The following is a 25,339-nucleotide window of genomic DNA, read 5'->3' as shown; positions in this document are numbered from 1 at the left end:
AAATGGAAGAACGAAAAACAGCAGGTCATTAGGAAACCATTAGCACTGTTCTTCGTTTCTTCCATTAGAAACCCATTTGCTAGGCATTTTGCTGTAACAATGTCTCGACTTCTCGCTCATAACCGTACTTCTGAAAGAACTCAATCAAAGCGACTTCGAAAATTTCCCGCTGATTGATGTTCTTTTCCTTGCTAAAGTCTCGAACCATTTGGTCAAGTGTATTCGTCATGTGGACTGATTTTGTCACAAACAACCCTTGAAGAGTAAAGCGGGGAATTTGTCCTGTCGCTACTGACGCTCCTAAAAGATTTTGCAAACCATCCTTGTTCGAAGCTAACCATTCAAGTAAAGGCAGAAAATGTTCGATGCCACCATTCCCGATAGAAAGAGAACTCTCCAGTGAAGCGTCAGTACTGGCAACAGCAACCTCTTCCCTATTATTCGGCATTGTCGGGGAAGTAGGAAGATAATTCCCTGCTTCCTGTGACCATTCAAATCCTTTTGATTTCATATAAGAAGCCATTTCCAAATGATTTTCGAATCCTAGCTTTAATGCAACCTCCTTCAAATCTGCTCCTTCCTTGTTCAGTTCCATCACAATTCTTCGGACTCTGTCCGATGGGAAATTTACCATTGTTTCCATTGAAACTTTCAAAGCATCCGCTGGTACATAGGTTCCTTTTCGCTTGTCCCAAACAAAATTCTTACGACTCATATAGCTATCCATCGAACGATAGGTTGAATAGCGATACTGTTCAGCCACCTCTTCCCTTGAAAATCCTTCTTCTAGCAGTTTTAAGATTCCTTTAACCTTGACATCGTAAATAGGTTGCAACGGTTCCGCTTTAGCCATTCTCACCCTCTCCTTTACAGCGTATTAACAGCATCTTTCAAATCATCCATATTACTATGGACATAGATACTTGTTGTTTTCAGACTACTGTGTCCTAATAGTTTTGAAATCTTGACTAAATGAACATCATTTTTTACTAACTTAGATGCGAATGAATGACGAAGAATGTGTGCAGTCACATTCTTTTTCCATCCTAATGCCCGATTCGTATCTTTAAAAATCTTGGATACTCTCGTTTTTGAAAATGTGCCTGTGTTTCTCGTAGCAAAGAAATAGTTAGAATTCACTCTCCAGTTCTTCGTGTAGTCCACAAGCAACTCCTTCAATTTTGAATTGATTGGAACAAAGCGGTCTTTGTTGCCCTTTCCATGCCTAATGTGAATCAGATTCTCTTCCAAATCCACATCGTCACCTTGAAGGTTCAAGCATTCAGAAATACGCATTCCTGTGTAATAAAGGGTTTGTGCGACTAAACGGGCAAGGTCATGTTGGATGGCATTCACAAATTGATTAACCTCTTCCTCAGAAAGATACTGCCGCTCCTTTTGTTGGCATTTGATTGGCTCAAGTCTTACGGTAACATTCTTGTCACACCATTCGCTTTTGTAGGCATAGCCAAAGAATGACCGCATACTTCCTAACACACGTTTTCGGCTAATGGGTTGATAACCCTTAACATCCTTAAGATAATAAAGATATTCCTCAACATCTTCTTGTGTAATGTCCTCTAAATAAACTCGACTGTTATATTTCTCTTCTAGGTAACGGTTCAGAAGTGATAAATCTTCGTGATAGGCTTTTATCGTAACTGGGCTTCGCTCAATGTTTGCTTGGTACTTTCCAAACAGTTCAACTGATTCCATAAATAACATGTAAATATCCCCTTTCCAATTCATTCAAGTTAATAATATATTTTTGGATTCTTGTTTTGATTCGGGTAGAACTAACCTCACATAGCGTCAGTAGCAACCCTTCTTTCGCTACTGACACTACTGTTGGGACAATAGGATGATTACCATCCCGCAAATTCATCGTAATCCTTCGACAGTTCGGCTTCTGTGGCTTCATTTGAATCGGTTCCTGTCAGTTTTAACGTTCCTTGTTGAGGACGAATTGGAACAACATTACTACCAGACTTTTGAATGGTTACCTTTTTGGAATCTCCTGCATGGCGAATTTCAAAAGTAATCCCTACATCTTCTAAATTGGACTTCACTTCCTTTAGCCTTCTGCTTAAGATGTGAGCCGCTTTTGGGAATGTTTTGACCTTGGTATTAATTTTTTCTTGTTCGGCTACACGTTCCAGTTCACCAAGCAAACTAGCAACGGAACCTGACCACGATTGATTTTCCTTCATAAGAGCAACAACTGTAGCGGCTACTGGATGTGAAGAAATAGCTTCTTCATTGGATTGATTACGATTTTTACGGTAGGCTTGTAAAAAGCGTTCTCCTCCATAGCCTAAGACTTCTGCAATCGCATAACCCCATCGAGTAAAATCAGCCATCCGTGGAAGTTTGTTCAATTTCACGCTTGGATAGATAGCCATTGCGTTTGCTAATGCCTGTAAAGCTCCGCCTACTATGGATGCTCTATCTTTTTCAAATGCTTCCCACACATCACGTTCTTCTTTCCGTTCATCTTCTGGAATACGGTCTAACTCAATGATGATAGAACGGTCAATCAAATCTGCTCTTGTGACCACTACATTGATACCAGTCAATCCAACACATCTGCGAAGGTCTAAAAGAGTTTCATCATCATCTGTAAACAATGTCCTCTTACTAAAACCACCACCAGTAGAAGCAATACATAATAGGTCACTTTTTTCGGCTGATAAACCATCCAAATTATCAAAAGATGGCATATAGTTGTTAGACAATGCCAATGACAAGTCTTGCAAACTATTAGGCATCGTCAATAAATCTTGTACAGCAGGGTCAACTACTTGTCTTGTCAATCGCATAGAAGTAGACTTGGACGCTCCCTTTTCACCACTGAATACTAGTACAGAATGCGGAATACTCGGAATAAGGCATGTGACAACATAAGTAAGATACAGAATTTGGTCATCTTCATTCTTAATTCGTATGTGATTTAGTAATAGCTTCAAGTCACCAGCAAAATCAGGCATAACTTGAGCTTTTGTATTCTTATTGCGAGTAAATAGGATAGGAGCGTCTTTCAATACTTGGCAAGAATGGGGCTCCACCTTTACAACACTCCAATCCTCATTCGCTAAGTCATAGTAAAATGCACCTTCTTTTTCTGCCACTCGTAACTGTAAACTATGTTCGTCTCCTTCGAAGGCTGCTTTCATTTCCATGACTCCAAGTGCTTGATTCATGGCATCGCTTGTTGGAGCTTTTTTCGTAGAATCATAGAATTGCTTCGTAAGCCACATTTTGAATTTCTTACTTTTCACCTTTAATACTTCTTTATGACTATTGATAGTTACGGCTGCAAAGGCTTCTCCCAAATCATTTTGAAAGAACTCGGCTGTATCACTCGCTCGAATTAAAATATCTGCTTGCGATTCCTTTTTTGATTCTTCATTATGGGATGATGGATTCCAATTTGGTTCAAACTTTTTTCGTAATGTTTGCCAGTTTTCTTCTGAACAGCTGTTATGATGGCATCCTGCTGCAATCCCACCATTAGCAAAACGGATGATAAAAGCACTTTGATTTGTATGACTTTCATTCCAAGGACAAGTGGACAATACATACTTAGTTGCTCCATCCTTCCAAGGAGAGGAAAAGGCAACATCTAATTCATGTTCTTCAATGAATTCTTCCAGATTGAACCCTTCTTCGGTGTTGCTCTTTTTGAAAGATGATTTCCCCTTGGTCTGCATTTTTGGACATAAATCTGCTAATGCCTTTAACTGCTCCAATGACACTTCTTTAAGTTCTTCTGGATAAGTTAAGATTTGAGACAACCGATGTGGTCGTTCCTCCGTGTGGTCACCTTTACAAGCCATTGTTCCATAAAGCTTCCAAATTCGAGCGGCATTAAATACACTCTTATCGACATTGACTGATTCGTTACTGAATTTGAAATCCAATGCTTCTAATGCTTGTTTGATAAGCATGGTACTCTCATCATCGTTTGGTAGGTTAATAGGATATAAGAGATGAGCACCATTGCCGCTATCCGCTACAACAGGTTCACTCCAACCTCTATCTGTAAAAAAATGTTGTACCTCTTTTGCCAGCGTATGAGCAGCTTGATGTTCTTCATCCGTTGATGAAATACCAGACGGACGTACTGGGTCAAAATCAATCGGAAACCATCGTCTGCATTCAATGTCGGCATCAGATGTTGTATGTTTAGCACGATGAACAATTCGGTTTGCCGCTCTTGAAAGTAGGTCAGGTTTTACTGGATTGAGTGTGAAATAGATTGCAGGAATCTTCCCATCGTATTCCACTGCAGCATCCGCCAATTCTTGATAATCGTTGAAGTAGCCGCTAACTGTACCTTTTGCTGTTTTCAAAATACGTAATTCTATTGCATCCCCATCTCGTTTCAACATAGAAAGAGATTCCATAATCATTTCTTTGGTCGCTGCCGCTTCTGTCTGTGTCATTTTGTTCGTCTCCTTTTTGTTTTTGTCGCATGTAGCGTCATTAGGGACTATAGCAACAATTGCCACTATAGTCGGTACTGTTGCTTCGTTAGGGTATTACATGTCTTCAAAGACAATGTCATCAACATCAAACAGTTGATTCATCATTTCACTATCCTCTTCATTCGATGCCATGGATGGAATGCTAGTTGTTCTTTTCTGGATTCTTACAATATTGCTATAAACAATGTTGTCACGTTCCACGTTTTCAATCGTTGCTGTTACGTCCATACCGACCAGCCCATTAGTATCTAGTTCTTCCCCTTCCGCTGGAACAGCATCTAAGTCATCTAGCAATCTCATAAGTCTTCCTTTCGGTGACCATGTAATGGTTGGTGCATAGTACAAATGGATTAATTCACCATTCCGGGTAATAAATTCTACTTTAATATTTAGGGCATCTCTCTTACCTGAACCATGATAGATACTATCAAACTCTTTAACTTCTACCGAAAGGATTTTTCCCTTTTTTGCACCCTCATCTAAAACATTTTTGTTTGAAGGACGAACTAATTTGGATTGACGTTTACTCATTTATTGACCCTCCTAATAGGCTTCATTTTTTTGAACTATTTTTGTCTGTCTTGGTTACAAGGAACATACTAAGGCACCAGAAAAAATAACACAAATCGACAAAAACCTTATTTACCAAGGGTTTGAAGCACATCAAAAAAATTTTTCTTTAGACGTTTGTACTCGGTCGCTAAGCCTCTACGTTTGAAGTTTTTGTTTTTCCAATCATGATTTTTAAACTTTTTCTGTTTGAAAATTCTTACTATTTATCATTCAGACGTACAGACTAAGGGACTAACTAATCCCGGCTGACACATTTTAGACACATCTTGGAGACGACCAAAATACCCATCCATTCATATGAACCCCCTAATTAGCTAGAGTAGCGTCAGTAGCATCAAAGTTTCCCTACTTTCACTTCTGACTCTACATTGGGAAGTCAGTGGGCTTCAAAAAAAAAAAAAAAACAAGAACCTACAATGGATTCTTGTTCATTCATAAGAAAACAAATCACAATCATTTACCTTTTATGTTTCTTAGACAATTCTTCTAATGTAATTACTAAAATTGCACATACCACTTTTTTGATGATTAGGATTTGCTTAGTATTCATCGTTTTCACTCCAATCAAAAGTCATTTAGGAACAACATTGTGCAGTGGATGCCGCCATCCTCATAGTAGATTGACCGCATCCATCTTCTCTTGCTTGGTTGTTTGAATGTAGAATCTTGCTGTCATATTCACAGTAGAATGACCTGCGATTTTACTAACCGTTGTAAGGTCTACACCTTTTTTCAACAGCCTTGTACAAAACGTATGACGAAACAAATGAGGATATAGCTTGAACCCTAGCTCTTTTGAAATCTTCGCTAGCCAATCCCTAACTGCATCACGATGCATTTTTTCTGCTCTCTGGCTTACTAACAGATATTCGCTATGGCTGAAATTAGACCTAGAACGCTCTTCCTTCATGTAGTCCCTTACTAATTGAAGCACATCTTGTCTAAGACCGATTTCACGCCTCTTTCCGCCTTTTCCAATCACCGATAATTGATTCGTCAGAAAGTCAATATCTACAATCTTGATTGAAACTAATTCACTGACCCTTACACCCGTATATAGCAACAAATAGACAATCAGCTTGTTACGAGTGCTAACCTTGTTTCTGTTTTCAACGAAAAATAGAAATTCTTCCACTTGTTCATCCGAAAGGGCATCCACATTGTCCTCACTTCCAGCAGCAATTTTAATTCTATCCCGTTTCAACTGAATGAATGATTCACTTAGAAGTCCTTTGGTTCTTAGAAAGTCGTTGTAAACTTTTAGGCTATTAATCTTTTTGTTGATGGTTGAAATGGCATAGCCCTCCTTCATCAAATGTTCCTTGTACCTAACAAATGAGAAGCGGGATAGAATTGGTACATCCTTCAATTTCTCTTGCAAATATGATTGAAATCCTTTGACATCATTCACATAGGATTCGATTGTTTTGGCTGCTTTCCCCTCTGTAAAGAGCCATTGCTCAAACTCCGCTATCTCCAAGAATGATTCACCTCCAAAATGAAAAAAGGCTATTGATGTATGTAGTTACACACCAATAGCCTTTTACGTTTTCTTTGTATTCATTTTCCAGTCCCTTTCTTAATCGCTCACGACAGTTATATAATAATGTCGGCAGTTTTTTCATTCAGAAAGCATTCTAATTCTTTGCCACTCATCCATTCTACGAAACTAGATACACGTCCAATAAGTTTTGTCGTGAGATTGCAGAAAGAAATGTCGTGAACCTCGCTTAGTCAACCATAAATCTCATAGGCAATTTGTTCCCCATTTTTTATCCATACTTCATACAGTTTCTCTCTTGTTCCCTCTTTCAACACATAACCAGCAATCCACTCATACCCTTTTTCATCTACATACGAAATTGCTTCAATGAGCAATGGGTTGGGTAGCTTTTCTAAGTGTTCCGCTGGGATGAGCAAATCATCAATTTCTTCATGATAGAAATCATGGGCTTCGTAGCCTACATCCTCTCTTTTGACTTCAATGTTAAATGTCTTTTTCATTGTTCTTACAAACCAGTCTAAGTGCATCATCTTTTCTCCTCCTCCAAAATAGAAAAAGACTTCCCTCCAAAGAGAGAAGCCCCAGTATGACGAACATCAAGTACATGAATGCTCAATATTATGATATATGCTTGATTTTATTATTAATGCGGTTACTCCAATTTAGTTAGTGAACAATAGTTCTATTTCATCATCATATAATAGAACCAATTTCCCATCATCAAGCTTTATGTTATAAGCGTTATCTTCCATTAAACTAGGCTTAAGAACGGTACCATTCATACCTAAAATTGAAGGCATCGGTTTGTTAACACGTTTGCTATGATTATAATTTATATGTACTATTTTAACCCTATCACCTTTTGAAAATTCCATATCACTGATACCTCCCAAAATAGAAAAAAGACCCTAGCGAAGCCAGAGTCCCTTTCAAATAATCTAAAATTAACGAAGAAGTTGTAATACTCCTTGTGGTTGTTGGTTCGCTTGCTTAGCGACTGTATCTTTCGATTACAGAATAGACTATATCTTCATCCATTATTATCATGGAGCTGGGCACTTCGAACAGCTTATACTGCCCTACGAGATTCATAGTCATAGCCTTTGCCTTAGACCGTGTTCTCTAGTCGTTGAACCTTCTCCAGAGTTTCCCCACAGGAGCTTGGCTGCTGATTATCCATTGTTTCATCCTCATCATTTTCACACCTTCACGCTTACCGTTTCCAGTTACGTTGTGGTTGGTGAAGCTTTAGGAAGTTCCAGCAATTCACCCAGTTATACTCTTATCCATTGCTAGATAAGACGCCCTTCGAATATTTACCTTAGAAGTTGTAAAACTCCTTGAGGTGCGCTATTCGCTTGAGCCAACATTGCTTGTGCTGCTTGACTAAGAATAGAATTCTTAGTTTGGTTCATCATTTCTTTCGCCATCGTGCGAACATTTGCTTTCACAAATGACCAGACTATATCTTCACCCTCTAGCTTTCTAGTAGGGGCCGGGCACTTCGGATTCACAATACTGATGATAAATTGTTTCACCTATGGATTTCATCACCATAGCTTTCGCCTTAGATGGTCTATCCTAGTCGTTGAACCTTCTCCACTCTTTCGAGACAGGAGCTTGGCTGCTGATTGCCCAATCTTTTCTTTTATCAAGCCATCACGCCTGTCGTTTCCAACTACGTTGTGGCAAGAAAAGCTCTAAGGGGTTTCCAGCAATTCACCCGATTATGATCTCTAGCCGTTACCAGCTAGGACGACTGTGCTTGTCACTGTTTAGGCAGCTAAAGCATAATCTACGTCACGGATACGAGACTCCGCAGCAGTTAGGTTTTCAGAAGATGTGTTTAGGTTGTTGATTGTGTGTTCTAAGCGGTTTTGGTATGCACCTAGTTTAGAACGTTCACCAGATACAGATTCAATAGCATTATTAATAACAGTTACTGCATTAGCTGCATCCGAATGAGTTGCAACACTTAAGCCACTAAATTGATTATTGTTAGATGTTCCATTTGTAACACCTGCATTATTTGTATACCCGCTACCTGAACCTGTTAATTCAAGTGCACCAGCTCGCATATCTTGGATATTAATTCCAAAGCTTTGATATTGATTAGCACCAATTTGGAACTGTTTTCCTGTACCTTCAGCTACGGAAAGAGCAATTGTTTCAGTATTTCCTGCTGTTAAAGCCGCTAGGTTTCCAGAATCAAAAGATACTGAACCACCGCCAGCAACATTTACTGTCACGCCGTCGGTACTATTACTAAATGATGTAGCCGAACCCCCACCAATAGATGCCTCATAGTGGTCTTGTGTATCAGCTTTTGTAATTTCAAAAGTAAACTTATCCCCAGCTGCTAATGAGTTAGCAGCTAAACCGTTAGTTAGTGTGAATTCAACGCCATCAGCATCACCAGTTAGAGCAATTGCAGTACCGGATGTAGCCCAAGAAATATCTTCACCTAGGTCATTTCCACCTTCTGTTGTTCCGAAGCTTAAGGTAGCGGCGCCCGCTGCTCCTGCACCTGTTACGGTAACATAAACAGTACCTTCATATGCGATATCCCCTGCTGTACGACCAGCATTTACTGATGATGCGAAAGTGATATCTGCTCCACTAGCATTATTTCCAGCATTCTTAGCATCGTTTCCAACAGTTGCATCTTTAGCTGCTGCTACATGTTCTACACTTAGAGTATAGTTTCCATTGTCTACACCACTTGCAGTAATATTGTCCACATTAACTAAGTTTGAACCAGTAGTTCCTTGTGTTAAAGCTTTAGAACTAGCAGAACCGTCTAATAACTTTTGGGTATTAAACTCAGTAGTGTTACCTACTCTGTTAATTTCAGATGTTAATTGATTAATTTCTTTTTGAATTTCTTCACGATCTGTTGTGGTGTTAGTATCGTTACCAGCCTGAACAGCAAGTTCTCTCATACGCTGTAGAATATCATGAGTTTCGTTCAAAGCACCTTCAGCAGTTTGAATCATAGAGATTCCGTCTTGGGCATTTTTAGATGCTTGGTCCAATCCACGAATTTGCCCACGCATTTTTTCAGAGATTGCTAGACCTGCTGCATCATCTCCAGCTTTGTTAATTCGAAGACCTGAAGAAAGCTTCTCCATTGATTTACCTTGTGCAGTTGAAGCACTATTCAACTGACGATAAGTATTCAAAGCAGCAATATTATGATTAATTCTCATTACTATTTTCCTCCTTGAGTGTTTGTCCCACATCCATGTGGTTAATTTTTCAGCTGGTCTAAAGTCGGCCGCCTTTAGGTTAGCTGGTTACATAGTTAATATCGGCTAGTTAAGACAATGTTTAACAAAAAATAAAAGTTTTTTAGTTTTTTTGTCTAAAGAAGGAGGTAAGGCTGCCCAGTAGCTCGCTTTCTGTTTTGGTGGCGCTGCTATTTTCCTGCTGGATGGAGAGATAAATCTCTTTTCTGTGTATCTCTACGTTCCTAGGGGCATTGATGCCGAGTTTGACCTGATCACCGTCAATCGACACAATCGTGATTTCTATATCGTCATTCAGCATGATCGATTCTTTTGTTTTGCGGGTGAGGACGAGCATTTATTTCCCCTCCTTGGTTATAAGCAAATGTTTAGTTGTGTAGGAAGTTCCATTCAGGATGACTTGCTTGCCTTGTTTTTCTATCTGGTTAATGATGACCGGCGCCTGGAGGTTGGCGGTTGTTTTTTCAAAAGGCTCCTGAACGGTTAAGATGGCAAATACGGCAACGTCCTTATCAGATGAAATGGATAATGCCTCGGTCACCTCTTCCGGCAGATTAAATTCATAGTCTGTAAAAAAGCTGAAGGGGTCTGTCAGGATAAAGGCTGTTTCAGAAGACTTTACAGACTGCAATACGAATAGTGGTGTTTGTTCTATCGGCAGGATGCAGAATTCCTTCTCCTCGACAAACCCTGGTATCCCAGCATTAAAATGAATGACTTTTTCCTCGTTTATTTCTAATTCTCCATGAAATTTTGTTAGCAGTTTCATGCTATCACCACTTTCCTTTATACATTGCTGACAAAGTCGATTGTCAGGCTGTTTTTTTCGAGTACCTCGGGTATGACTTTCCCAGGTGTATAATGATGAATTGGCTTTTGAGTTTCTGCGCTGATGACCGGCTTTTGCGGTGTGGCGTTAATTTTGACTTGTGCCGGCTCATATTGCAGCTTCACACTGAAATGGGACGGCAGCCAACCGATATTGAACTGCTTTTCCGGCCCTTCACTGTTCGCCTTCGCCTGTCCTGGAATAGGATTGCCTCCATTTTCAATTTTCATCAGTTCACTGCCTTCTGCCGCTCTCCGCTCAAGGCCTGACAGCCAGTCCTGATAGCCGTTTTGAGCAGACTCGGCGACTCGTACACTGAGCGACTTGAGATCCACATCTTCCCTTGCTTTTGTCTGATCAATGGTCAGCCTTCCCGGGATCGTTTCAATCTCCAGCTTTGCCTGCGGCTGTTCAATCGACTGAATTGCCTGCGGCTGTTGTATTTCCTGTACAGGTTTTTCAATATTAAGGCCAAGCCTTATAAAGCTGGATTCCAGCCTTATTTGAGGCACATTCATCTTCTCCGCTCCTCTCTATGAAAAAAAGCTATCACTGGGATAGCTTTCATTTTTATCTTAAAAAGTCCATCAGTGATGGCTGAATAATTCGCGAGCCTATACTCAAAGCAGCACGGTGGACGCTTTCCTGGGTGGTCATCTCCATGATCACTTTTTCCATATCCACATCTTCGTTGTCAGACAGGATGCGGGTGGAGAAGACTTCCTGCTGCTGAAGCCGGTCATCCATCAGTTCGATCCTGTTCTGCTTGGCTCCTATTTTTGCCCTGCCGGCAAGCATTTGATCGATATACTTGTCGACCTTTTCCAGGTATCCGCCGATTTCGGGGCTGTCTGCATCCAATGCATTAATCAGCCCCTGGATGTCACCGCTGTCTGTCAGCATATCGCCAAAGACTTCATTGCCGTTCATATTCACCTGGATTTTAATATTGGAAAAAACCTCGAGATTAATGGCCCCTTCGCCAAACTGCCCATTTCCTTCAGGCTTTACATTGGTCTGGGTGCCGTTGAAGATATATTTTCCGCCGACCTGGGTCTCCCCAATATCGATCAGATGCTCCTTCAACTCCTTAATTTCTTCCATAATATTCTTCTTCTGATCGCCCTCAAGCGTTCCATTGCTAGCCTGAACAGTAAGCTCCCTGATCCTCTGAAGTGCCATGATTCCTTTATCCATCGCATCATCCGTGCTGTCAATCCAGTTTTTCGCTTCCCCGATATTCCGCTGGAACTGCTCAACCCTGTTCAGATCTGTCCGGTAGTTCATTGCCAGCATCGCAGAAACAGGATCATCAGAAGGCTTTGTGAACTTCTTCTGGGTGGCGATCTGGTCCTGCAACTTACCAAGCTTTGTGTAGCTGTTGCTCAGGTTGCGGAGCATATTATTGGATAGCATTGATTGCGTTACGCGCATCTTTTTTCACCTTACCTTCCGACGACGCCCATGCCGTTGATGATTTTGTCGAGCATTTCGTCCACTACGGTTATATTGCGTGCAGCTGCGTTATAGGCATGCTGGAATTTGATCATATTGGTCATTTCTTCATCAAGAGAGACGGCACTGACTGACTGCCTGCTTTTATCAACTGAGTCTGCCAGCACTATAGAGTTATTCGCATTCTTTTGGGCGCTTTGGGAATCGACGCCGAGGCGGCCGATGATTCCGGAATAGTAGGTATCGAGATTTCCAGACGTCATAGAAGCTGGGAATCCTGCGTCACCCTTTGATAAAAAGCTGCCAAATGCCTTTGTCTTTATTTGGGACAATTCATGGGCATTGTCATTATCTCCTGATCCGCCAGTGCTGGTTGCCGCTGCCGCGATCAGGCTGGAATCAGCTAGTATATCTTTGTTTACTCTGATTTGCTGGGCTGGGTTATCCCCTTGAGACGGGTCAAATTCAAAGAATGCTTTTCCTGGATTGCCGTTCAGGTCGAATCCTGATTCATGGATCTTGTTGAATTCCATTGCAAATGCAGTGGTAAAGTCATTGAGCTTCTGCAGCATATCCGGGTAGAAGCCTGCTTTATTTCCGGAATTATCAATATAGCCATAGCTTTTAATCAGACCAGACAGCTCACCTGAAAAGTTCATGCTAGGTAATGCTGCACCGCCGACCCGAACCTCGGTGATCAGTCCGCTGACCAGCTCAAGATCTTCATTTGCAGCATCTGTTGTGTCAATAACCTCAAGAAGGTTGGGATCCTTAAGGCCATCCTCCTTGGTCACATCAAGCAGCACAGCAGGGGGAGCAAATGACTTCCCGTCATCTCCGACAATCTCAATCTTATAAAGTCCTTCTGAAATGTCCTTTGCATGTCCGTAGTTATCCGGTTTTACATTGGTCACTTTTATATTAACCAGCTGTGAAAGCTGATCCACATATAGATCGCGCTCATCATAAAGGTCATTCGGCAGGTATCCATTCGGCTCTACACTGGCGATCTGCTTGTTGAGCTCATTAATTTGCGAGACAAGGCCATTGATTTCTTTTACCTTGACGCTGATTTCGCTGCCGATGTCCTGCTGGACTCTTGATAGAGAGTTATAGTAATAGTTTAAAGTGTCAGCCACCATCTGTCCGCTGGCCGCTGCTACATCACGGGCACCTGTGTTTTCCGTATGGCTGGCGATATCCTGAAGGGAATTCCAGAACTTCTCCATTGTCGCATGAAGACCGCTCTCTGATGGCTCGTTCATGATTTCCTCCATCTTGGTGAGCGATTCACTCATGGAGCTGTAATAGCCAACCTTGTTGGCTTCAACACGGTACTGAAGATCAAGGAAGCCTTCACGGATCCGCTGCACAGAGCCTGCCTCAACACCCGTTCCCATTTGCCCCGGAATCTGCGGACGGTTCATAGATGCTGCCGGGTATGGCGATGTCTGTTCAAAGTTGATGCGCTGGCGTGAAAAGCCTGGCGTGTTGGCGTTGGCGATATTGTGTCCTGTTACATATAAGGCGCTTTGCTGGGTGAACATGCCGCGGCGGGCTGTTTCAAGTCCCATAAAGGTTGAACGCATGGTAGTTCCTCCGTCTCTTAGGCTTTCGAGTTAAACAGCCCTTGAGAAGGAAGCTGTTTGTTCTGCTGGCCGGCTGCCGGTCCGTAGTTAATATTGTCCGGCTGCGGCCTCATCAGATTCATGGATACATTGATATACTGCAGGCTCTGGTCCAGCAGCTGCTGGTTCAGGTCATTGGCTTCTTTTATATGAAGGATGGCTTCCGCCAGCTCTTCCGTCAGACTTGCCAGTTTTTTCTGGTCCGGGAGGCTGAGAACCTCCAGGCAGTCTGATATAGTTGGAGTCGCTTTCCCCGGTACCAGGGCCGCTGCTGTTTTCTGCCTGTCATTTTCAATCCTTCTAATTGCAGCCACATGGGTCTGTTCTTCTTTTAAAATCTGGCTGAGGGCTTCAGTGTCCCCTGCCTTGATGATGCCGGTTTTCCGGGCTGACAGCTCAGAAAGACTTTTATGGAGCCTGATCAGCTTCGTCATACTCTCGAGCAATGCTTCAGCGGACATGAAGTCCCCTCCCTTCTGTTAATTCTTTGTATAATAATCAAGAAGGCTTTTCGCCACTTCTTTCGGGTTTACTTTATAGTTTCCGTTCTCGACCTGAATGCGCAGCTCCTCAACTCTTGCCTGGCGCTGCTGGTCGATTTTGGAGGTTTGCTGCATTTCCTTGGCAGCAGACGAAATCTCCACCTTATCCGCGGCTTTTTTCGCCTGGGCATTGGCAGTGTCCAGCTTGTTCTGCTGGCGTTTGTATGGGTTAATTCCTGAAGGTCCGAAATTATTAATCTTCATTGTTTTCCCTCGCTTTCGACCGAACTAGTCTTTCCTTTATTATCGGCTATACATGGGGATTTTTTAATAAAAAGAAGAAAATACTTCTTTATGCCTATATTATTTACTTGTCATTGATTAAAAAATAGGTCCCTTGCTTCTCTTTAAGCGCCATCTGCTTTTTCCGCTCTTCTTCAGCCTGTAAGGTATTTATATCCTTGCGCAGCTCTTTTGCACATTTTTGGCAGATTTTCCCTTCTCGGATGTACGCTCCGCATTTATCACAAGGATAGCCAAGATTCGGGAATTGGGCCAGCTTCAGCTTGCCTGTGCGGATGAATTTCAAAATCAGCGCTTCTTCAATCCCTGTCGCATCGACAACTTGCTGCATCGTCGCGGTCCGGTTCTCTCTTTTGCGGATATATTGATAAACCGTTTCGTACTTCAGCTCCTCTTCCTTCCAGCAGTCATTGCATATATCACGGAATTGATTTTTTACAAATACCTTGTCGCATTGCGGGCAATTCGCCAGTTCAGCCATGATAATTCTCTCCTAAATAGCGTATATAGTGGTCACGGTCATCCTCTTGCCAGTGTGATAGACATGATGTTAGCCGCTCCCGCCTGTTTCAGCGGCAGGGCGGCATGCCGGAGGGTGCTTCCTGTAGTATATATATCGTCAATGAGGAGGAAATTTTTAGCCTCAATTGTGGCAGAGGTGCTTATTTGAAAGATTTCGCTGAGATGGATTCTTTCTTCGCGGGATTTTTTGGATTGCTTTTCGGTGTGGATTCTGGTGAGAAGATGGGATGGTGCATGGCCTGCGGTGATAATGAGGGCTTCGGCCTGGTTGAAGCCGCGCTCGTAGAGGCGCTCGTTGCTGAGCGGGATGGGAACGATTAAATCTGGCTTGAGGGTTTCTATGTTTCTTTTTATCTTCTGTTTGAACACATTGGCCAGGATGTAGTCTCCTCTGTATTTAAAGCGGGCAATCAGCTCCTGTAGATAGTCATTGTAGGTGTACAGAGAGATATTTCTATTGAGGATGCCTTCCCATTTGGGGTCTTTTTCCCAGCGGATGCAGTCATAGCAGCAGTCGTTTTCAATGAACTGTGGATTTAGCCCCTGCAGCTGCCTCCCGCAGATATGGCATAGCGCTCCCTTTATCTCTTCGAAGCTTTCTTCACACTCCCTGCATATTACCTTCTCCTCCGTTCGTGTAAACAGCTCCTGCCAGCCGATTTCCGTATCGTTCTCCTTGTGGCAGATCAGGCAATGATTAGCTTGAAAAAGATTCATACAAGATTAGCCCCCTTCGTTTCGCTTCCCTGTTCATTCTGGTGATCTGGTTTCTTGCTTTAATCATTTCTTCTGTTTTGCCGAAGTGGAAAAAGGTGATGGTGCCGCTCGGGTAATCTGCGCTCCTGCCGACGCGGCCGGAGATTTGGACGAGGGCGCTTTCGGTAAAGACGTGGTGATCGGCTCCGATGACGGCTACGTCGATGTTCGGGAAGGTTACGCCTCTTTCCAGGATGGTGGTGGTTAAGAGGATTTGCGTTTCTTTGCTGCGCATTTTTTGTACTTTGGCTTTGCGGTCGGGATCTTCTGCATGGACAGAGTCTGTGTGTGGGTGGAGCTTTTGTATAAGCGGGAGGGCTGATTCCATGGTGTCGATGCGGGGGAAGAATAGGAGAATCTGCTTGGAGGTTTGGATGCGGATGTTGATCCAGCGGACGAGTGGAGCGGGTAGCTTGTTTTTCTTTAAAAGCTTCTCCCAATTTCCGCACCAGCGGTATTCCGGGACAGGGAGTGGATGGCGGTGATAGCGTGCTGGAATGGTGACGTGCTCCCTTTTGCCTGAGGAGCAGTCTTTCTGCCATTTTTGGTTGGGTGTGGCGGTCAGATAGATCATCGAAGACTCCGGCTTCCTTGCCTGCTGGACCGCATATTGAAGGGTCGTGTCAACTGAATAGGGAAAAGCGTCGACTTCATCCAGGATGACAGTGTCGAATGCCTGGTAAAAGCGGAACAGCTGGTGGGTGGTGGCGATGGTGAGCGGGGCATAGAGATGGCGGTCTTCGCTGCCTCCGTAGAGGGAAGCTACCGTTATTCCTGAGAATACCTTTTTCAGGCGCGGAGTGAGTTCAAGGACTACATCGGTTCGCGGTGTGGCAAGGCAGACTCTTTTCCCGGCTTGGAGGGCATGGTTTATGCCTGCGAAAAGGACTTCGGTTTTTCCAGCACCGCATACCGCCCAGACCAGGAGTTCTTTGCTTTGATGGATAGCTTGTGCTGTGCGGTCGGAGGCAGTCTGCTGGCCGTCGGAGAGATTACCTGACCAATTGAGATAGGTTTTTGGCTGGGGCTGGATTGGTTCCGGGCCTTGCCAGCTGACGAGCGGGGTGCAGGAGCTTACCCGGCCCATCATGATGCAGCTCCGGCAGTAGAGGCAGTCTTCTTTGCATCTGGCGCAGGGTAATTTTGCTATTAGGTGAGTTTGATTGTTGCCGCAGCGGACACATTTGGGCTTTATGCCGGTGAGGAGGAAGCCTGGACGGTAGAGGATGTGGCCGTTTTGGTAATGCTGGTCGATTTCTTGTGCTGTGAAAGGGAGTTCGTCTGTGAGGAGCTGCTTGCCGGTGAGCATTTCGGCCAGTTGTTTGTCCGGATTGAAGGCTGGATTGAGCGGAACTGTAGGAATTTCTGCTATTTTGGAGATTTGGGTGCCATTTGGGTCCTGAATGAGGAGCCCTTTTTGGGTTTTGAACTTCAAACTAATCTTCCTTTCCTGTTTATTTGCGACTTTTTCATTTTATTTGCGAGTCCAAGCCATTTATTTGCGACTTTCCCAATATATTTGCGACCTCGCCCTTGGGCAGCCTTCCCTGCGAGATACCGCATCCCCCCTTATTAGCAACTTCCCCGATATATTAGCAACTTTTTTCTTTTATTAGCAACTTTCCCCATATATTAGCAACTTTCCATTTTTATTAGCAACTTCCACCATATATTAGCAACTCGCCCCCTTCCCACAATCTGCCCTATCCAAAATCCGCCCACCCAACCCGCCACACCCCAAACTCTCCCCCTAGATTCCCCCCACAATTTCCTCTATAATAAACCATGAAGAATCCACCTAAAAAAGGAGATCTACATATGGAAAAAACCTTAATTTTCGGACATAAAAACCCAGATACAGATACAATCTGCTCAGCAATCGCCTACGCCGACCTAAAGACACAGCTGGGCCAGGAAGTAGAAGCTGTGCGCCTAGGCGAAATCAACGGCGAAACACAGCATGCTCTGACAAAGTTCAACGCTGAAGCTCCACGCCTGATCAGCAATGCAGCAGATGAAGCAAAAACTGTCATTCTTGTGGACCACAACGAGCGCCAGCAGAGTGCGGATGGAATTGAAAGTGTGCGTGTCGCTGAAGTTATCGACCACCACCGCATTGCCAACTTTGAAACGAGCGATCCTTTGTACTACCGCTGCGAGCCTGTCGGCTGTACGGCGACGATCCTGAACAAGATGTATAAAGAAAACAATAAGAGCATTCCAAAAGAAATCGCCGGCCTGATGCTGTCAGCAATCATTTCTGACTCCCTTCTGTTCAAATCGCCAACTTGCACAGACGAAGATGTGAAAGCTGCACATGAGCTTGCGGAAATCGCGGGTGTGGATGCGGAAGAGTATGGCCTTGAGATGCTGAAGGCTGGTGCCGACCTGAGCGATAAATCAGCTGCACAGCTTGTCAGCCTGGATGCGAAGGAATTCCAGATGGGTTCTGCTAAAGTGGAAGTGGCGCAGGTAAACGCCGTTGACACGAATGATGTGTTTGCGCTTGAAGAGGAACTGCGTGCGGTGATCAACAGCACAATCGAGGAAAAAGGCTTGGATCTGTTCCTGTTTGTTGCAACGAATATCCTGACGAATGATTCTGTTGCACTTGCACTAGGCAAGGAAACAGCTGCTGTCGAGAAAGCATTCAATGTAGTGCTTGCTGATGAGAAGGCTGTCCTGCAGGGTGTTGTTTCACGTAAAAAGCAAATCGTCCCTAACCTGACTGATGCACTGACAAAGTAAAAACCAGCCGCTCCGAAAAATCCGGAGCGGCTTTTTTTATTTCTTATACCAGCCAAGCCCCATAGAGCCTTCGCCAAGATGTGTGCCAATGACCGGGCCGAAGTAGCCGATCATGAATTCAACGTTCGGCAGCTCTTTTTCCAGCTCTGCTTTCCACTCGTCAGCTTCCTTCTCACGATTCGCGTGGATGATGACGGCGCGGTAATCACCGCCGCCGGCAGCAGCATCGCCAAGAAGGTCGGCAATCCGCTTCATCGCTTTTTTGCGTGTGCGGATTTTTTCAAATGGCACGATGACCTTGTCCTGGAAATGGAGAAGCGGCTTGACCTGAAGCAGGCTCCCGATCAATGCCTGGGCGCTTGAAAGACGGCCGCCGCGCTGGAGGTGGGAAAGGTCGTCCACCATGAAGTAGGCGCGGACCGTCTGTTTCATTTCCTCCAGGCGGGACATGATATCCTGCGGATCCTTGCCGGCAGCTGCCATCTCTGCCGCTTCAATGACATAGAAGCCCTGGACCATGCAGCTGATTTCAGAATCAAACGGATACGCCCTGATTCCTTCAACCATGCTCCCTGCAGTGACGGCTCCCTGAAAGGTTCCGCTGATGCCGCTCGACAGATGGATGCTGATGACCGCATCATAGTCAGCCGACAATTTTTCAAAAAGCTCCACGAATTGGCCAGTCGATGGCTGTGAGGTCGTCGGCAGCTCCTTATGCTTTACTTCTTCATAAAATGCTTCTGCTGTAATTTCTACCTCTTCCTCGTATGTTTCGTTTCCGAAAATGACGCTGAGAGGAATCATATGTATGTTCAGTCGATCCCGCAATTCCTTCGGGATGTATGCAGTACTGTCTGTTACTACGGCTGTTCTCATATAAAGAGTACCATCCTTTGTTTTTTCTCTACTATATGTCCAATTTATATTTTATATGAAAACAAGGGAAAATCCTAGGGAGAAAAGAAAGCTTAATATTTGAGGATCACAATTGTAATGCGGCGAAAAAGAGAGGGGCATTAATTAGAAGCTACGGGCAGGAGATGCGAGAGCTGCCTCCGGTTGATTTCATCAGCGATCAGCCGAATAAAATCAGTATCCACATCACAAAGCAGGGCATCCTCGAAAACTTTAAACAAATTCTCATCAGATAAAAGCAGCAGGCTGGACATATGTTCAAAACCTCCATCTATTACTTTTATCCTATTTTTAACACAATATTACATATATTGTAAACTAGTATTTTTCATATATCTATTATGCATAAAAAAAGAGCACGCTAAGGCGTGCCCCTCCATTATCTCACTTCAACCCAGCCGTTCTTGATGGCTACAACAACAGCCTGGGTGCGGTCATTCACATTCATTTTCTGCAGTATGTTACTCACATGGTTCTTAACCGTTTTTTCACTGATGAACAATGCTTCGCCGATTCCTCGGTTGCTTTTTCCGTCAGCAAGGAGCTGAAGGACTTCGCATTCCCGGCGCGTGAGCAGATGCAGCGGACGGCGGATTTCCACTTGTGTGTATCCTTCGCTGCTGCCATTTTCATCAGATGCCAGACGGCGGTATTCTTTGACAAGATTATGGGTTACCTTTGGATGCAGGTAAGAGCCTCCATCAGCCACCACTTTGACCGCTTCAACAAGAGCGTCGGCATCCATCTCCTTAAGCAGATAGCCGCTTGCTCCTGTTTTCAGTGCATGTGTTACATAGTTTTCATCATCATGGATGGAAAGGATGATGACCTTTGCTTCGGGATATTTCTCAACTAATTGCTTGGTCGCCTCCACGCCGTTGATTGTCGGCATGTTGATATCCATGATCACGACATCCGGGTTATATTCTTCAACAAGACCCAGCGCTTCATTTCCGTCATCGCCTTCTGCGACAACTTCAAATGTCTTTTCAAAATCAAGAATACGTTTAACCCCTTCTCTAAACAACTGATGATCATCGATAATGACGATTTTTGTAGTCAATTGCTTCGCCTCCCAAATTTCCGTAAGTTTATCTCTTTTTTTATACTGTTAGTTTTAAATAATAGGGATCTCTATCATTATAGCTTTTTCAAGCCCTATTTGAACCTATCTTTTTTTCACAACTCTCTTAGAATATTGCTTCTTCGCTGCTGGCATTTCTATTAAAGGAGAAAGCGGCTTATTCCATGAAAGGAACCTGAATCAGCACGATAGTCCCGGCATTGATTTTGGAGTCGAAGGATATCTGCCCTTCCAGCAGCTCGACTCTTTCCCTCATACCGATCATCCCAAAGGATTCGGGCTTCTTCTGGCTCGTGTCAAATCCTTTGCCGTCATCCCTGATGACAACTGAAATAGAGTCATTGCGGATTTCAAGCTTCACTTTGATCTCTTTTGCCTCAGCATGCTTTAGAGCATTCTGTACAGATTCCTGGACAAGCCGGAACAAAGCTACCTCATATTTTGGCGGAAGCCGCTTTTCATCACCAACATTGCTGAAATAAATTTTCACCGTATTATGGTATTCTTCAATGGTCTGGAGATATTTCCTTAAAGTCGGCACCAGTCCAAGGTCATCGAGAGCCATGGGCCTGAGGTCATAGATAATCCTCCTGACCTCATAAAGCGCATTTCTGACCATTTTTTTGAGGCTTTTTATTTCGGTGATGGCTTCGCCTGCTCCCCGCTCCTTATAGATTCTTTCTATCAGGTCAGAGCGCATCATCACATTGGCCATCATCTGGGCAGGCCCGTCATGAATTTCCCTTGACAGCCTTTTGCGCTCTTCCTCCTGCGCTTCAATGATCTTAAGGCCGAAATCCTGCTTAAGCTTTGCATCCTCCAGGACTTCTCCCATCCTCTTCAGGTCACTCATCAAATAGTTCATGACAACCGAGATCTGGGAAACGAGATGTTCTGCGCGGTCGATTGTTTCCTGGATGCCGAGAAGCCTTCGTTCTATATCATCCCGCCGTTCGCGGAGCTGCTTTTCCTGCTGGCGGTTCATCGAAAGCTTCATCTGCAGCTGATGCGCCTTTTCATACGCCTCCCTTACCTGGCTTTCTGTATAGTCCTTGAAATGCATGCTTACTTCAGAAAGCCTTTTTCTGGCAAAGCGCGTTTGTGCTTCCAGCTGGTCTCCCTCATCAATGGTCAGGACAACTGCCTGTTTTACTTCCTTCAGATCACTTGTCAAGCTTTCAAAATCCTGCCGGCATTGCTCGCTTATGCGGAAGATCTCATCCTTGCTGTTTCCAACAGTGGATACCATCTTTTCTAATATAAGATCGAGTGTCTTCGTATCGAATTTTTTTCTAGTCATAAAGATTCCTCCAAAGAGACTGAAAACCCTTCCGTAGCAGTATCTGACACTATTTTAGCTTGAAAATAGAAATTATGTATGAAAAATATACTAAAAAACGAAAAATTCGGCAAAAAGGCACAAGAATTTATAGTATAATCATGTCTAATATCCTATTTTCTTATAATCAGCTGCAATTTATGCCTTATTTTTAAACATAGGACTTTTATATATTATCTCGCAATAATATGTCGATTGGCTTGAAATTATTTTTTAATTATATCATGCGAGAAAGGTACCTATATTAAAGTTTCATTACAATCCATTGAAGAATTGAAGTTACTGAACAAGTCGCTTTATAATGAAATTTGGCAAGCGACGATGACAATCAACGACAAAAATCGATAAAATGCACAGGAAAGGAGCGGGATGCATGCTGCCCTCTTATAAAACAGTCAAGGGCTTTGCCGAGCATGAAATTATTATTCAGAAATCAAGATTTATTGCTCATATATCAAGGGCCGAATCAGAAGAAGAAGCCCTGGCATTTATACAGGAAATCAAAAAAGCACACTGGAATGCTACCCACAATTGCTCAGCCTACCTGATCGGGGAACATGATCATATCCAGAAAGCGAATGATGACGGTGAACCCAGCGGCACTGCCGGGGTCCCGATATTGGAAGTCTTAAAAAAGAAACAGCTGAAAGATACAGTTGCAGTAGTAACAAGATATTTTGGAGGCATCAAGCTTGGAGCCGGGGGTCTCATCCGCGCTTATGGAAAATCAGCCTCTGAGGGCATCAATGCGGCTGGCATAGTCACAAGAAAGCTGATGAAGATTTTATCAGTAAAGGTGGAATATACTTGGCTCGGCAAGCTGGAGAATGAACTCCGTGAATCTGTTTACTCCATAAAGGATATACACTACCTGGAAAACGTAGAGTTTGAGGTGTTTGTTGAAGAAGCTGGCATAAACCTATTCTCAGAATGGATCACTGAGCTCACCAATGGGCAAGGACTGATTGATGAGGGAGAATTGCTGTATCTGGAAGAAGATACGGCTTGAAAAATCTATATCCGGAAATGCATAAAAATTGTAAAATAAAGCTTGATCTGAAGATTTTGCCAAACCTACATTAAAGGAGTACAGATATGTCTGCTAATAGACAAATGGTAAAGGTTCAAAAGAAAAGAAAACGCCGCAGGAGAGTCGTGATGTGGATCATTGTGCCTCTTCTCGTGCTCGTTCTTGGGGCGACGGCTTATGGCGCTTTTCTGTACAGCAAAGCGCAGACGGTCATTGAAAAATCCTATGAGCCGGTTGAGAGGGAATCAACAAAGCGCGATACAGCAGTTGATCCCGGAATAGATAATGTGTCCATCCTTTTTGTTGGGGTGGATGACAGCAGTACCAGGAATTTCAGCAGCAGCTCCCGATCAGATGCCCTGATGCTCGCAACCCTGAACGAAAAGACCAAATCTGTTAAGCTGCTCAGCATTCCCCGGGATTCTTATGTTTATATCCCTGAATTGGGCTATAATGATAAAATTACGCATGCCCATGCCAATGGCGGGGTTGCCACAACAATTGAAACAGTCGAAGAAATGCTGGATATCCCTGTCGATTATTATGTAAAAATGAACTTTAACGCGTTCATAGATGTTATTAATGCCTTGGAAGGCATTGAAGTAGAAGTCCCCTATGAACTTAGTGAAAAAGATTCAGAGGACCGGAATCATGCGATCAATCTTGAACCTGGCCTGCAGGAGCTTAACGGAGAGGAAGCCCTGGCTTTAGCCCGTACCCGCAAACTTGATAATGACATTGAGCGCGGAAAGCGCCAGCAGGAAATCCTTAAAGCAATTGTAAAAAAAGGCTCCTCTGTCAAGTCTGTCTCCAAGTATGCAGATGTGATGGAAGCTGTCGGAGACAATATGTCTACAGATCTCTCCTTTGATGAAATGAAGTCATTCATCAATTATGCGGCTGCTGGAACATCTCTTGATATTGAAACATTGAATCTGGCCGGGCAGGATGCCTATATTGATGGAATTTATTATTACCAGTTAGATGATGAGGAACTTGATCAAACGATCCTCACCTTAAAAGAACATCTTGAACTCGTCCCGGAAGGCAGCTCTGAAACGGATACAGACAGCACTGTCTCTGATGATACAGGCGAAGATTCCAGCTATTAACCATAGAAATGATACCCGCTGCGGCCATGAAAAAACGTTCATCTTTATAGATGGACGTTTTTAACTGCTTAAAAAAAGGACCGCCCGGAAACGGGCGGCCAAAAGTGGAGATATTAAGGTATTGTCCGTATTTCATAGCCAATAGGAAATGGACAAGTGAGTTAACGCTGAACAGGACATCTAAACCGCTGTTCAAGTCCGTTACGGAATTCCTTATAAATTGATTAAATCATAAACAGGATAAGTCTGCTTTTTTTGTCTGCTATCTATATCTTTTGATAATCTATTAAAAACGATGGTTTTTAGTCACATATCCTCCACTATATAACTATAGGAATATTTTTTTGCGAAGGGTGAATGATAGATGGATTTCTCAGCAATCGGACAAAAAATAAAGGATCTCAGGAAGCTGCTGGGATTATCTCAGAAAGAGCTGGCAGAAGGCATATGCACCCAGGCACAGATAAGCAAAATAGAGAAAGGGGATGTATACCCGTATGCGTCTACGCTTTACCTGATTTCCCAAAAGCTTGGTGTGGATGTTAACTATTTCTTTCATATTGGCACAACGCCGAGGCTGGATTATATATTGGAGGTCGAACGCCAGCTGGAAATCACCAGGCGCAGCTTTGATTATGAAACTATGCGTTCTATCATTAAAGGGGAAGAGAATAATCCTTTATTTACACAAAATCCTGTGAACAGGCAGCTGATCCAGTGGCATAGAGGCATATATGAATACCACCTTAATAAGAATCCGATTAAAGCGCACCAGGTCCTGAATGAGGCCATCGCTTTAACGCACGGGAAGCTGTGGACAGAGCGTGAAATTGAAATTCTCCTGAGCAAGGGCATCATACTCTTTGAAGAAAATGAGCTTGAAGAGGCCCTGGCCATTTACAGGGATGCCAAGCGCTTCATTGATTCACTGGCCACTCTTCAGGATGTTATGCTGATGACGAAACTGCACTATAACATTGCGCGGGTGCTCACCAGACTTTCAAGATATGAAGAATCCATTGAAAGCTGCACAAAAGGGATAGCGTGGTGCCTTGAGAAAGATCATCTCTTCCTTCTCGGTGAACTCCATTATCATACAGGCTATAATTATGAGCTGAGTCACCAGCTGGCGGAGGCGAAGAAATACATGGAAAAAGCACTTCTCATATTTGAACTGCAGAACGATATGAAATACCATTCTTATATCAATTACAAATTGAAGACCTGGAATTTACCGATCTAGCCATTAAAATCGAACTATTATACCGATAAAATAATCCTCCTTTTTTCATAGGCATTTCCACCGGTTATTACTGCCCTTTTT

General features: G+C 43.4%; 25 protein-coding genes and 3 pseudogenes. 4 read left to right on the top strand and 24 right to left on the bottom strand.

What is annotated here, in order from left to right; translation table 11 throughout:
* Window positions 1-79: 79 nt before the first annotated feature.
* The 20 genes and pseudogenes from Q9R36_RS16890 to Q9R36_RS16800 form a co-directional block, all read right to left on the bottom strand.
* Window positions 80-853: a hypothetical protein gene (locus Q9R36_RS16890; RefSeq protein ID WP_311225584.1), complete on the bottom strand. Its 774-nt coding sequence runs from the start codon at window positions 851-853 to the stop codon at window positions 80-82.
* 14 nt (window positions 854-867) lie between these two features.
* Entirely contained in the window at window positions 868-1,725 is an 858-nt protein-coding gene (locus Q9R36_RS16885; protein WP_311225583.1) for a tyrosine-type recombinase/integrase, read from the bottom strand.
* Between the two features lie 140 nt (window positions 1,726-1,865).
* Window positions 1,866-4,445, bottom strand: a complete 2,580-nt coding sequence (locus Q9R36_RS16880) for a hypothetical protein (protein ID WP_311225582.1) — start codon at window positions 4,443-4,445, stop codon at window positions 1,866-1,868.
* A 96-nt stretch (window positions 4,446-4,541) separates the two neighbouring features.
* Window positions 4,542-5,018: a hypothetical protein gene (locus Q9R36_RS16875; RefSeq protein ID WP_311225581.1), complete on the bottom strand. Its 477-nt coding sequence runs from the start codon at window positions 5,016-5,018 to the stop codon at window positions 4,542-4,544.
* 652 nt (window positions 5,019-5,670) lie between these two features.
* On the bottom strand, window positions 5,671-6,540 hold the full coding sequence (locus tag Q9R36_RS16870) for a tyrosine-type recombinase/integrase (protein WP_311225580.1): 870 nt from the start codon (window positions 6,538-6,540) through the stop codon (window positions 5,671-5,673).
* Window positions 6,541-6,794: 254 nt separating this feature from the next.
* Entirely contained in the window at window positions 6,795-7,094 is a 300-nt protein-coding gene (locus Q9R36_RS16865; RefSeq protein WP_311225579.1) for a hypothetical protein, read from the bottom strand.
* Window positions 7,095-7,226: 132 nt separating this feature from the next.
* Complete coding sequence (locus tag Q9R36_RS16860) at window positions 7,227-7,439, bottom strand: hypothetical protein (RefSeq protein WP_174751972.1); 213 nt, start codon at window positions 7,437-7,439, stop codon at window positions 7,227-7,229.
* A gap of 441 nt (window positions 7,440-7,880) precedes the next feature.
* Window positions 7,881-7,994: pseudogene (locus tag Q9R36_RS16855) on the bottom strand (flagellin); the annotation flags it as partial.
* 357 nt (window positions 7,995-8,351) lie between these two features.
* Window positions 8,352-8,504 (bottom strand): annotated as a pseudogene (locus Q9R36_RS26220) (flagellin); the annotation flags it as partial.
* Between the two features lie 912 nt (window positions 8,505-9,416).
* Window positions 9,417-9,773 (bottom strand): annotated as a pseudogene (locus tag Q9R36_RS26215) (flagellin N-terminal helical domain-containing protein); the annotation flags it as partial.
* A gap of 142 nt (window positions 9,774-9,915) precedes the next feature.
* Window positions 9,916-10,149, bottom strand: a complete 234-nt coding sequence (gene csrA, locus Q9R36_RS16845) for a carbon storage regulator CsrA (RefSeq protein ID WP_311225577.1) — start codon at window positions 10,147-10,149, stop codon at window positions 9,916-9,918.
* Entirely contained in the window at window positions 10,150-10,581 is a 432-nt protein-coding gene (gene fliW, locus Q9R36_RS16840; RefSeq protein ID WP_311225576.1) for a flagellar assembly protein FliW, read from the bottom strand.
* Window positions 10,582-10,598: 17 nt separating this feature from the next.
* The gene (locus tag Q9R36_RS16835) at window positions 10,599-11,159 is read right to left on the bottom strand and encodes a DUF6470 family protein (protein WP_311225575.1); all 561 of its coding nucleotides are present in this window, start codon (window positions 11,157-11,159) and stop codon (window positions 10,599-10,601) included.
* Between the two features lie 52 nt (window positions 11,160-11,211).
* On the bottom strand, window positions 11,212-12,075 hold the full coding sequence (gene flgL, locus Q9R36_RS16830) for a flagellar hook-associated protein FlgL (protein WP_311225574.1): 864 nt from the start codon (window positions 12,073-12,075) through the stop codon (window positions 11,212-11,214).
* Window positions 12,076-12,086: 11 nt separating this feature from the next.
* Window positions 12,087-13,685 carry a flagellar hook-associated protein FlgK gene (gene flgK, locus Q9R36_RS16825; protein ID WP_311225573.1) on the bottom strand — a complete coding sequence of 533 codons (1,599 nt, stop codon included), beginning with the start codon at window positions 13,683-13,685 and terminating at the stop codon, window positions 12,087-12,089.
* A gap of 17 nt (window positions 13,686-13,702) precedes the next feature.
* Window positions 13,703-14,185 carry a flagellar protein FlgN gene (locus Q9R36_RS16820; protein ID WP_311225572.1) on the bottom strand — a complete coding sequence of 161 codons (483 nt, stop codon included), beginning with the start codon at window positions 14,183-14,185 and terminating at the stop codon, window positions 13,703-13,705.
* Window positions 14,186-14,203: 18 nt separating this feature from the next.
* Window positions 14,204-14,470 (bottom strand): flagellar biosynthesis anti-sigma factor FlgM, encoded by a 267-nt coding sequence (flgM, locus tag Q9R36_RS16815; protein ID WP_311225571.1) that lies wholly within the window; start codon window positions 14,468-14,470, stop codon window positions 14,204-14,206.
* 103 nt (window positions 14,471-14,573) lie between these two features.
* A complete protein-coding gene (locus Q9R36_RS16810) occupies window positions 14,574-14,990 on the bottom strand; it encodes a TIGR03826 family flagellar region protein (protein WP_311225570.1) in 417 nt (138 codons plus the stop codon).
* A gap of 38 nt (window positions 14,991-15,028) precedes the next feature.
* Window positions 15,029-15,748, bottom strand: coding sequence for a ComFC family protein (locus Q9R36_RS16805; protein ID WP_311225569.1), 720 nt, complete (start codon window positions 15,746-15,748; stop codon window positions 15,029-15,031).
* Window positions 15,729-17,222, bottom strand: a complete 1,494-nt coding sequence (locus tag Q9R36_RS16800; protein WP_396137119.1) for an ATP-dependent helicase ComFA — start codon at window positions 17,220-17,222, stop codon at window positions 15,729-15,731. The genes Q9R36_RS16805 and Q9R36_RS16800 overlap by 20 nt, the downstream gene beginning before the upstream one ends.
* Window positions 17,223-17,605: 383 nt before the next feature.
* Here Q9R36_RS16800 and Q9R36_RS16795 point away from each other — a divergent pair, with 383 nt between their 5' ends.
* Window positions 17,606-18,535: a manganese-dependent inorganic pyrophosphatase gene (locus tag Q9R36_RS16795; protein WP_311225568.1), complete on the top strand. Its 930-nt coding sequence runs from the start codon at window positions 17,606-17,608 to the stop codon at window positions 18,533-18,535.
* Between the two features lie 36 nt (window positions 18,536-18,571).
* On the opposite strand, the gene Q9R36_RS16790 is transcribed toward Q9R36_RS16795, so the two are convergent.
* The 4 genes from Q9R36_RS16790 to Q9R36_RS16775 form a co-directional block, all read right to left on the bottom strand.
* Entirely contained in the window at window positions 18,572-19,411 is an 840-nt protein-coding gene (locus Q9R36_RS16790; RefSeq protein ID WP_311225567.1) for a DegV family protein, read from the bottom strand.
* A gap of 140 nt (window positions 19,412-19,551) precedes the next feature.
* The gene (locus Q9R36_RS16785; protein ID WP_009792970.1) at window positions 19,552-19,704 is read right to left on the bottom strand and encodes a sporulation histidine kinase inhibitor Sda; all 153 of its coding nucleotides are present in this window, start codon (window positions 19,702-19,704) and stop codon (window positions 19,552-19,554) included.
* 125 nt (window positions 19,705-19,829) lie between these two features.
* Window positions 19,830-20,513 carry a response regulator gene (locus tag Q9R36_RS16780; protein WP_311225566.1) on the bottom strand — a complete coding sequence of 228 codons (684 nt, stop codon included), beginning with the start codon at window positions 20,511-20,513 and terminating at the stop codon, window positions 19,830-19,832.
* A gap of 178 nt (window positions 20,514-20,691) precedes the next feature.
* A complete protein-coding gene (locus Q9R36_RS16775; protein ID WP_009792966.1) occupies window positions 20,692-21,834 on the bottom strand; it encodes a sensor histidine kinase in 1,143 nt (380 codons plus the stop codon).
* Window positions 21,835-22,246: 412 nt separating this feature from the next.
* Here Q9R36_RS16775 and Q9R36_RS16770 point away from each other — a divergent pair, with 412 nt between their 5' ends.
* The 3 genes from Q9R36_RS16770 to Q9R36_RS16760 all read left to right on the top strand — a co-directional run bounded on the left by Q9R36_RS16770 (window position 22,247) and on the right by Q9R36_RS16760 (window position 25,258).
* Window positions 22,247-22,882, top strand: a complete 636-nt coding sequence (locus Q9R36_RS16770; RefSeq protein WP_224949562.1) for a YigZ family protein — start codon at window positions 22,247-22,249, stop codon at window positions 22,880-22,882.
* 86 nt (window positions 22,883-22,968) lie between these two features.
* On the top strand, window positions 22,969-24,015 hold the full coding sequence (locus tag Q9R36_RS16765) for an LCP family protein (protein ID WP_306009866.1): 1,047 nt from the start codon (window positions 22,969-22,971) through the stop codon (window positions 24,013-24,015).
* Window positions 24,016-24,379: 364 nt separating this feature from the next.
* Window positions 24,380-25,258, top strand: a complete 879-nt coding sequence (locus Q9R36_RS16760; RefSeq protein ID WP_311225565.1) for a helix-turn-helix domain-containing protein — start codon at window positions 24,380-24,382, stop codon at window positions 25,256-25,258.
* Window positions 25,259-25,339 lie beyond the last annotated feature (81 nt).

Source organism: Bacillus sp. AG4(2022) (genome assembly GCF_031844465.1).
In the GTDB taxonomy this organism is placed as follows: domain Bacteria; phylum Bacillota; class Bacilli; order Bacillales; family Cytobacillaceae; genus Bacillus_AB; species Bacillus_AB infantis.
The sequence above is the reverse complement of the archived record's forward strand: the minus strand, read 5'-3'. Positions and strand labels throughout refer to the sequence as shown.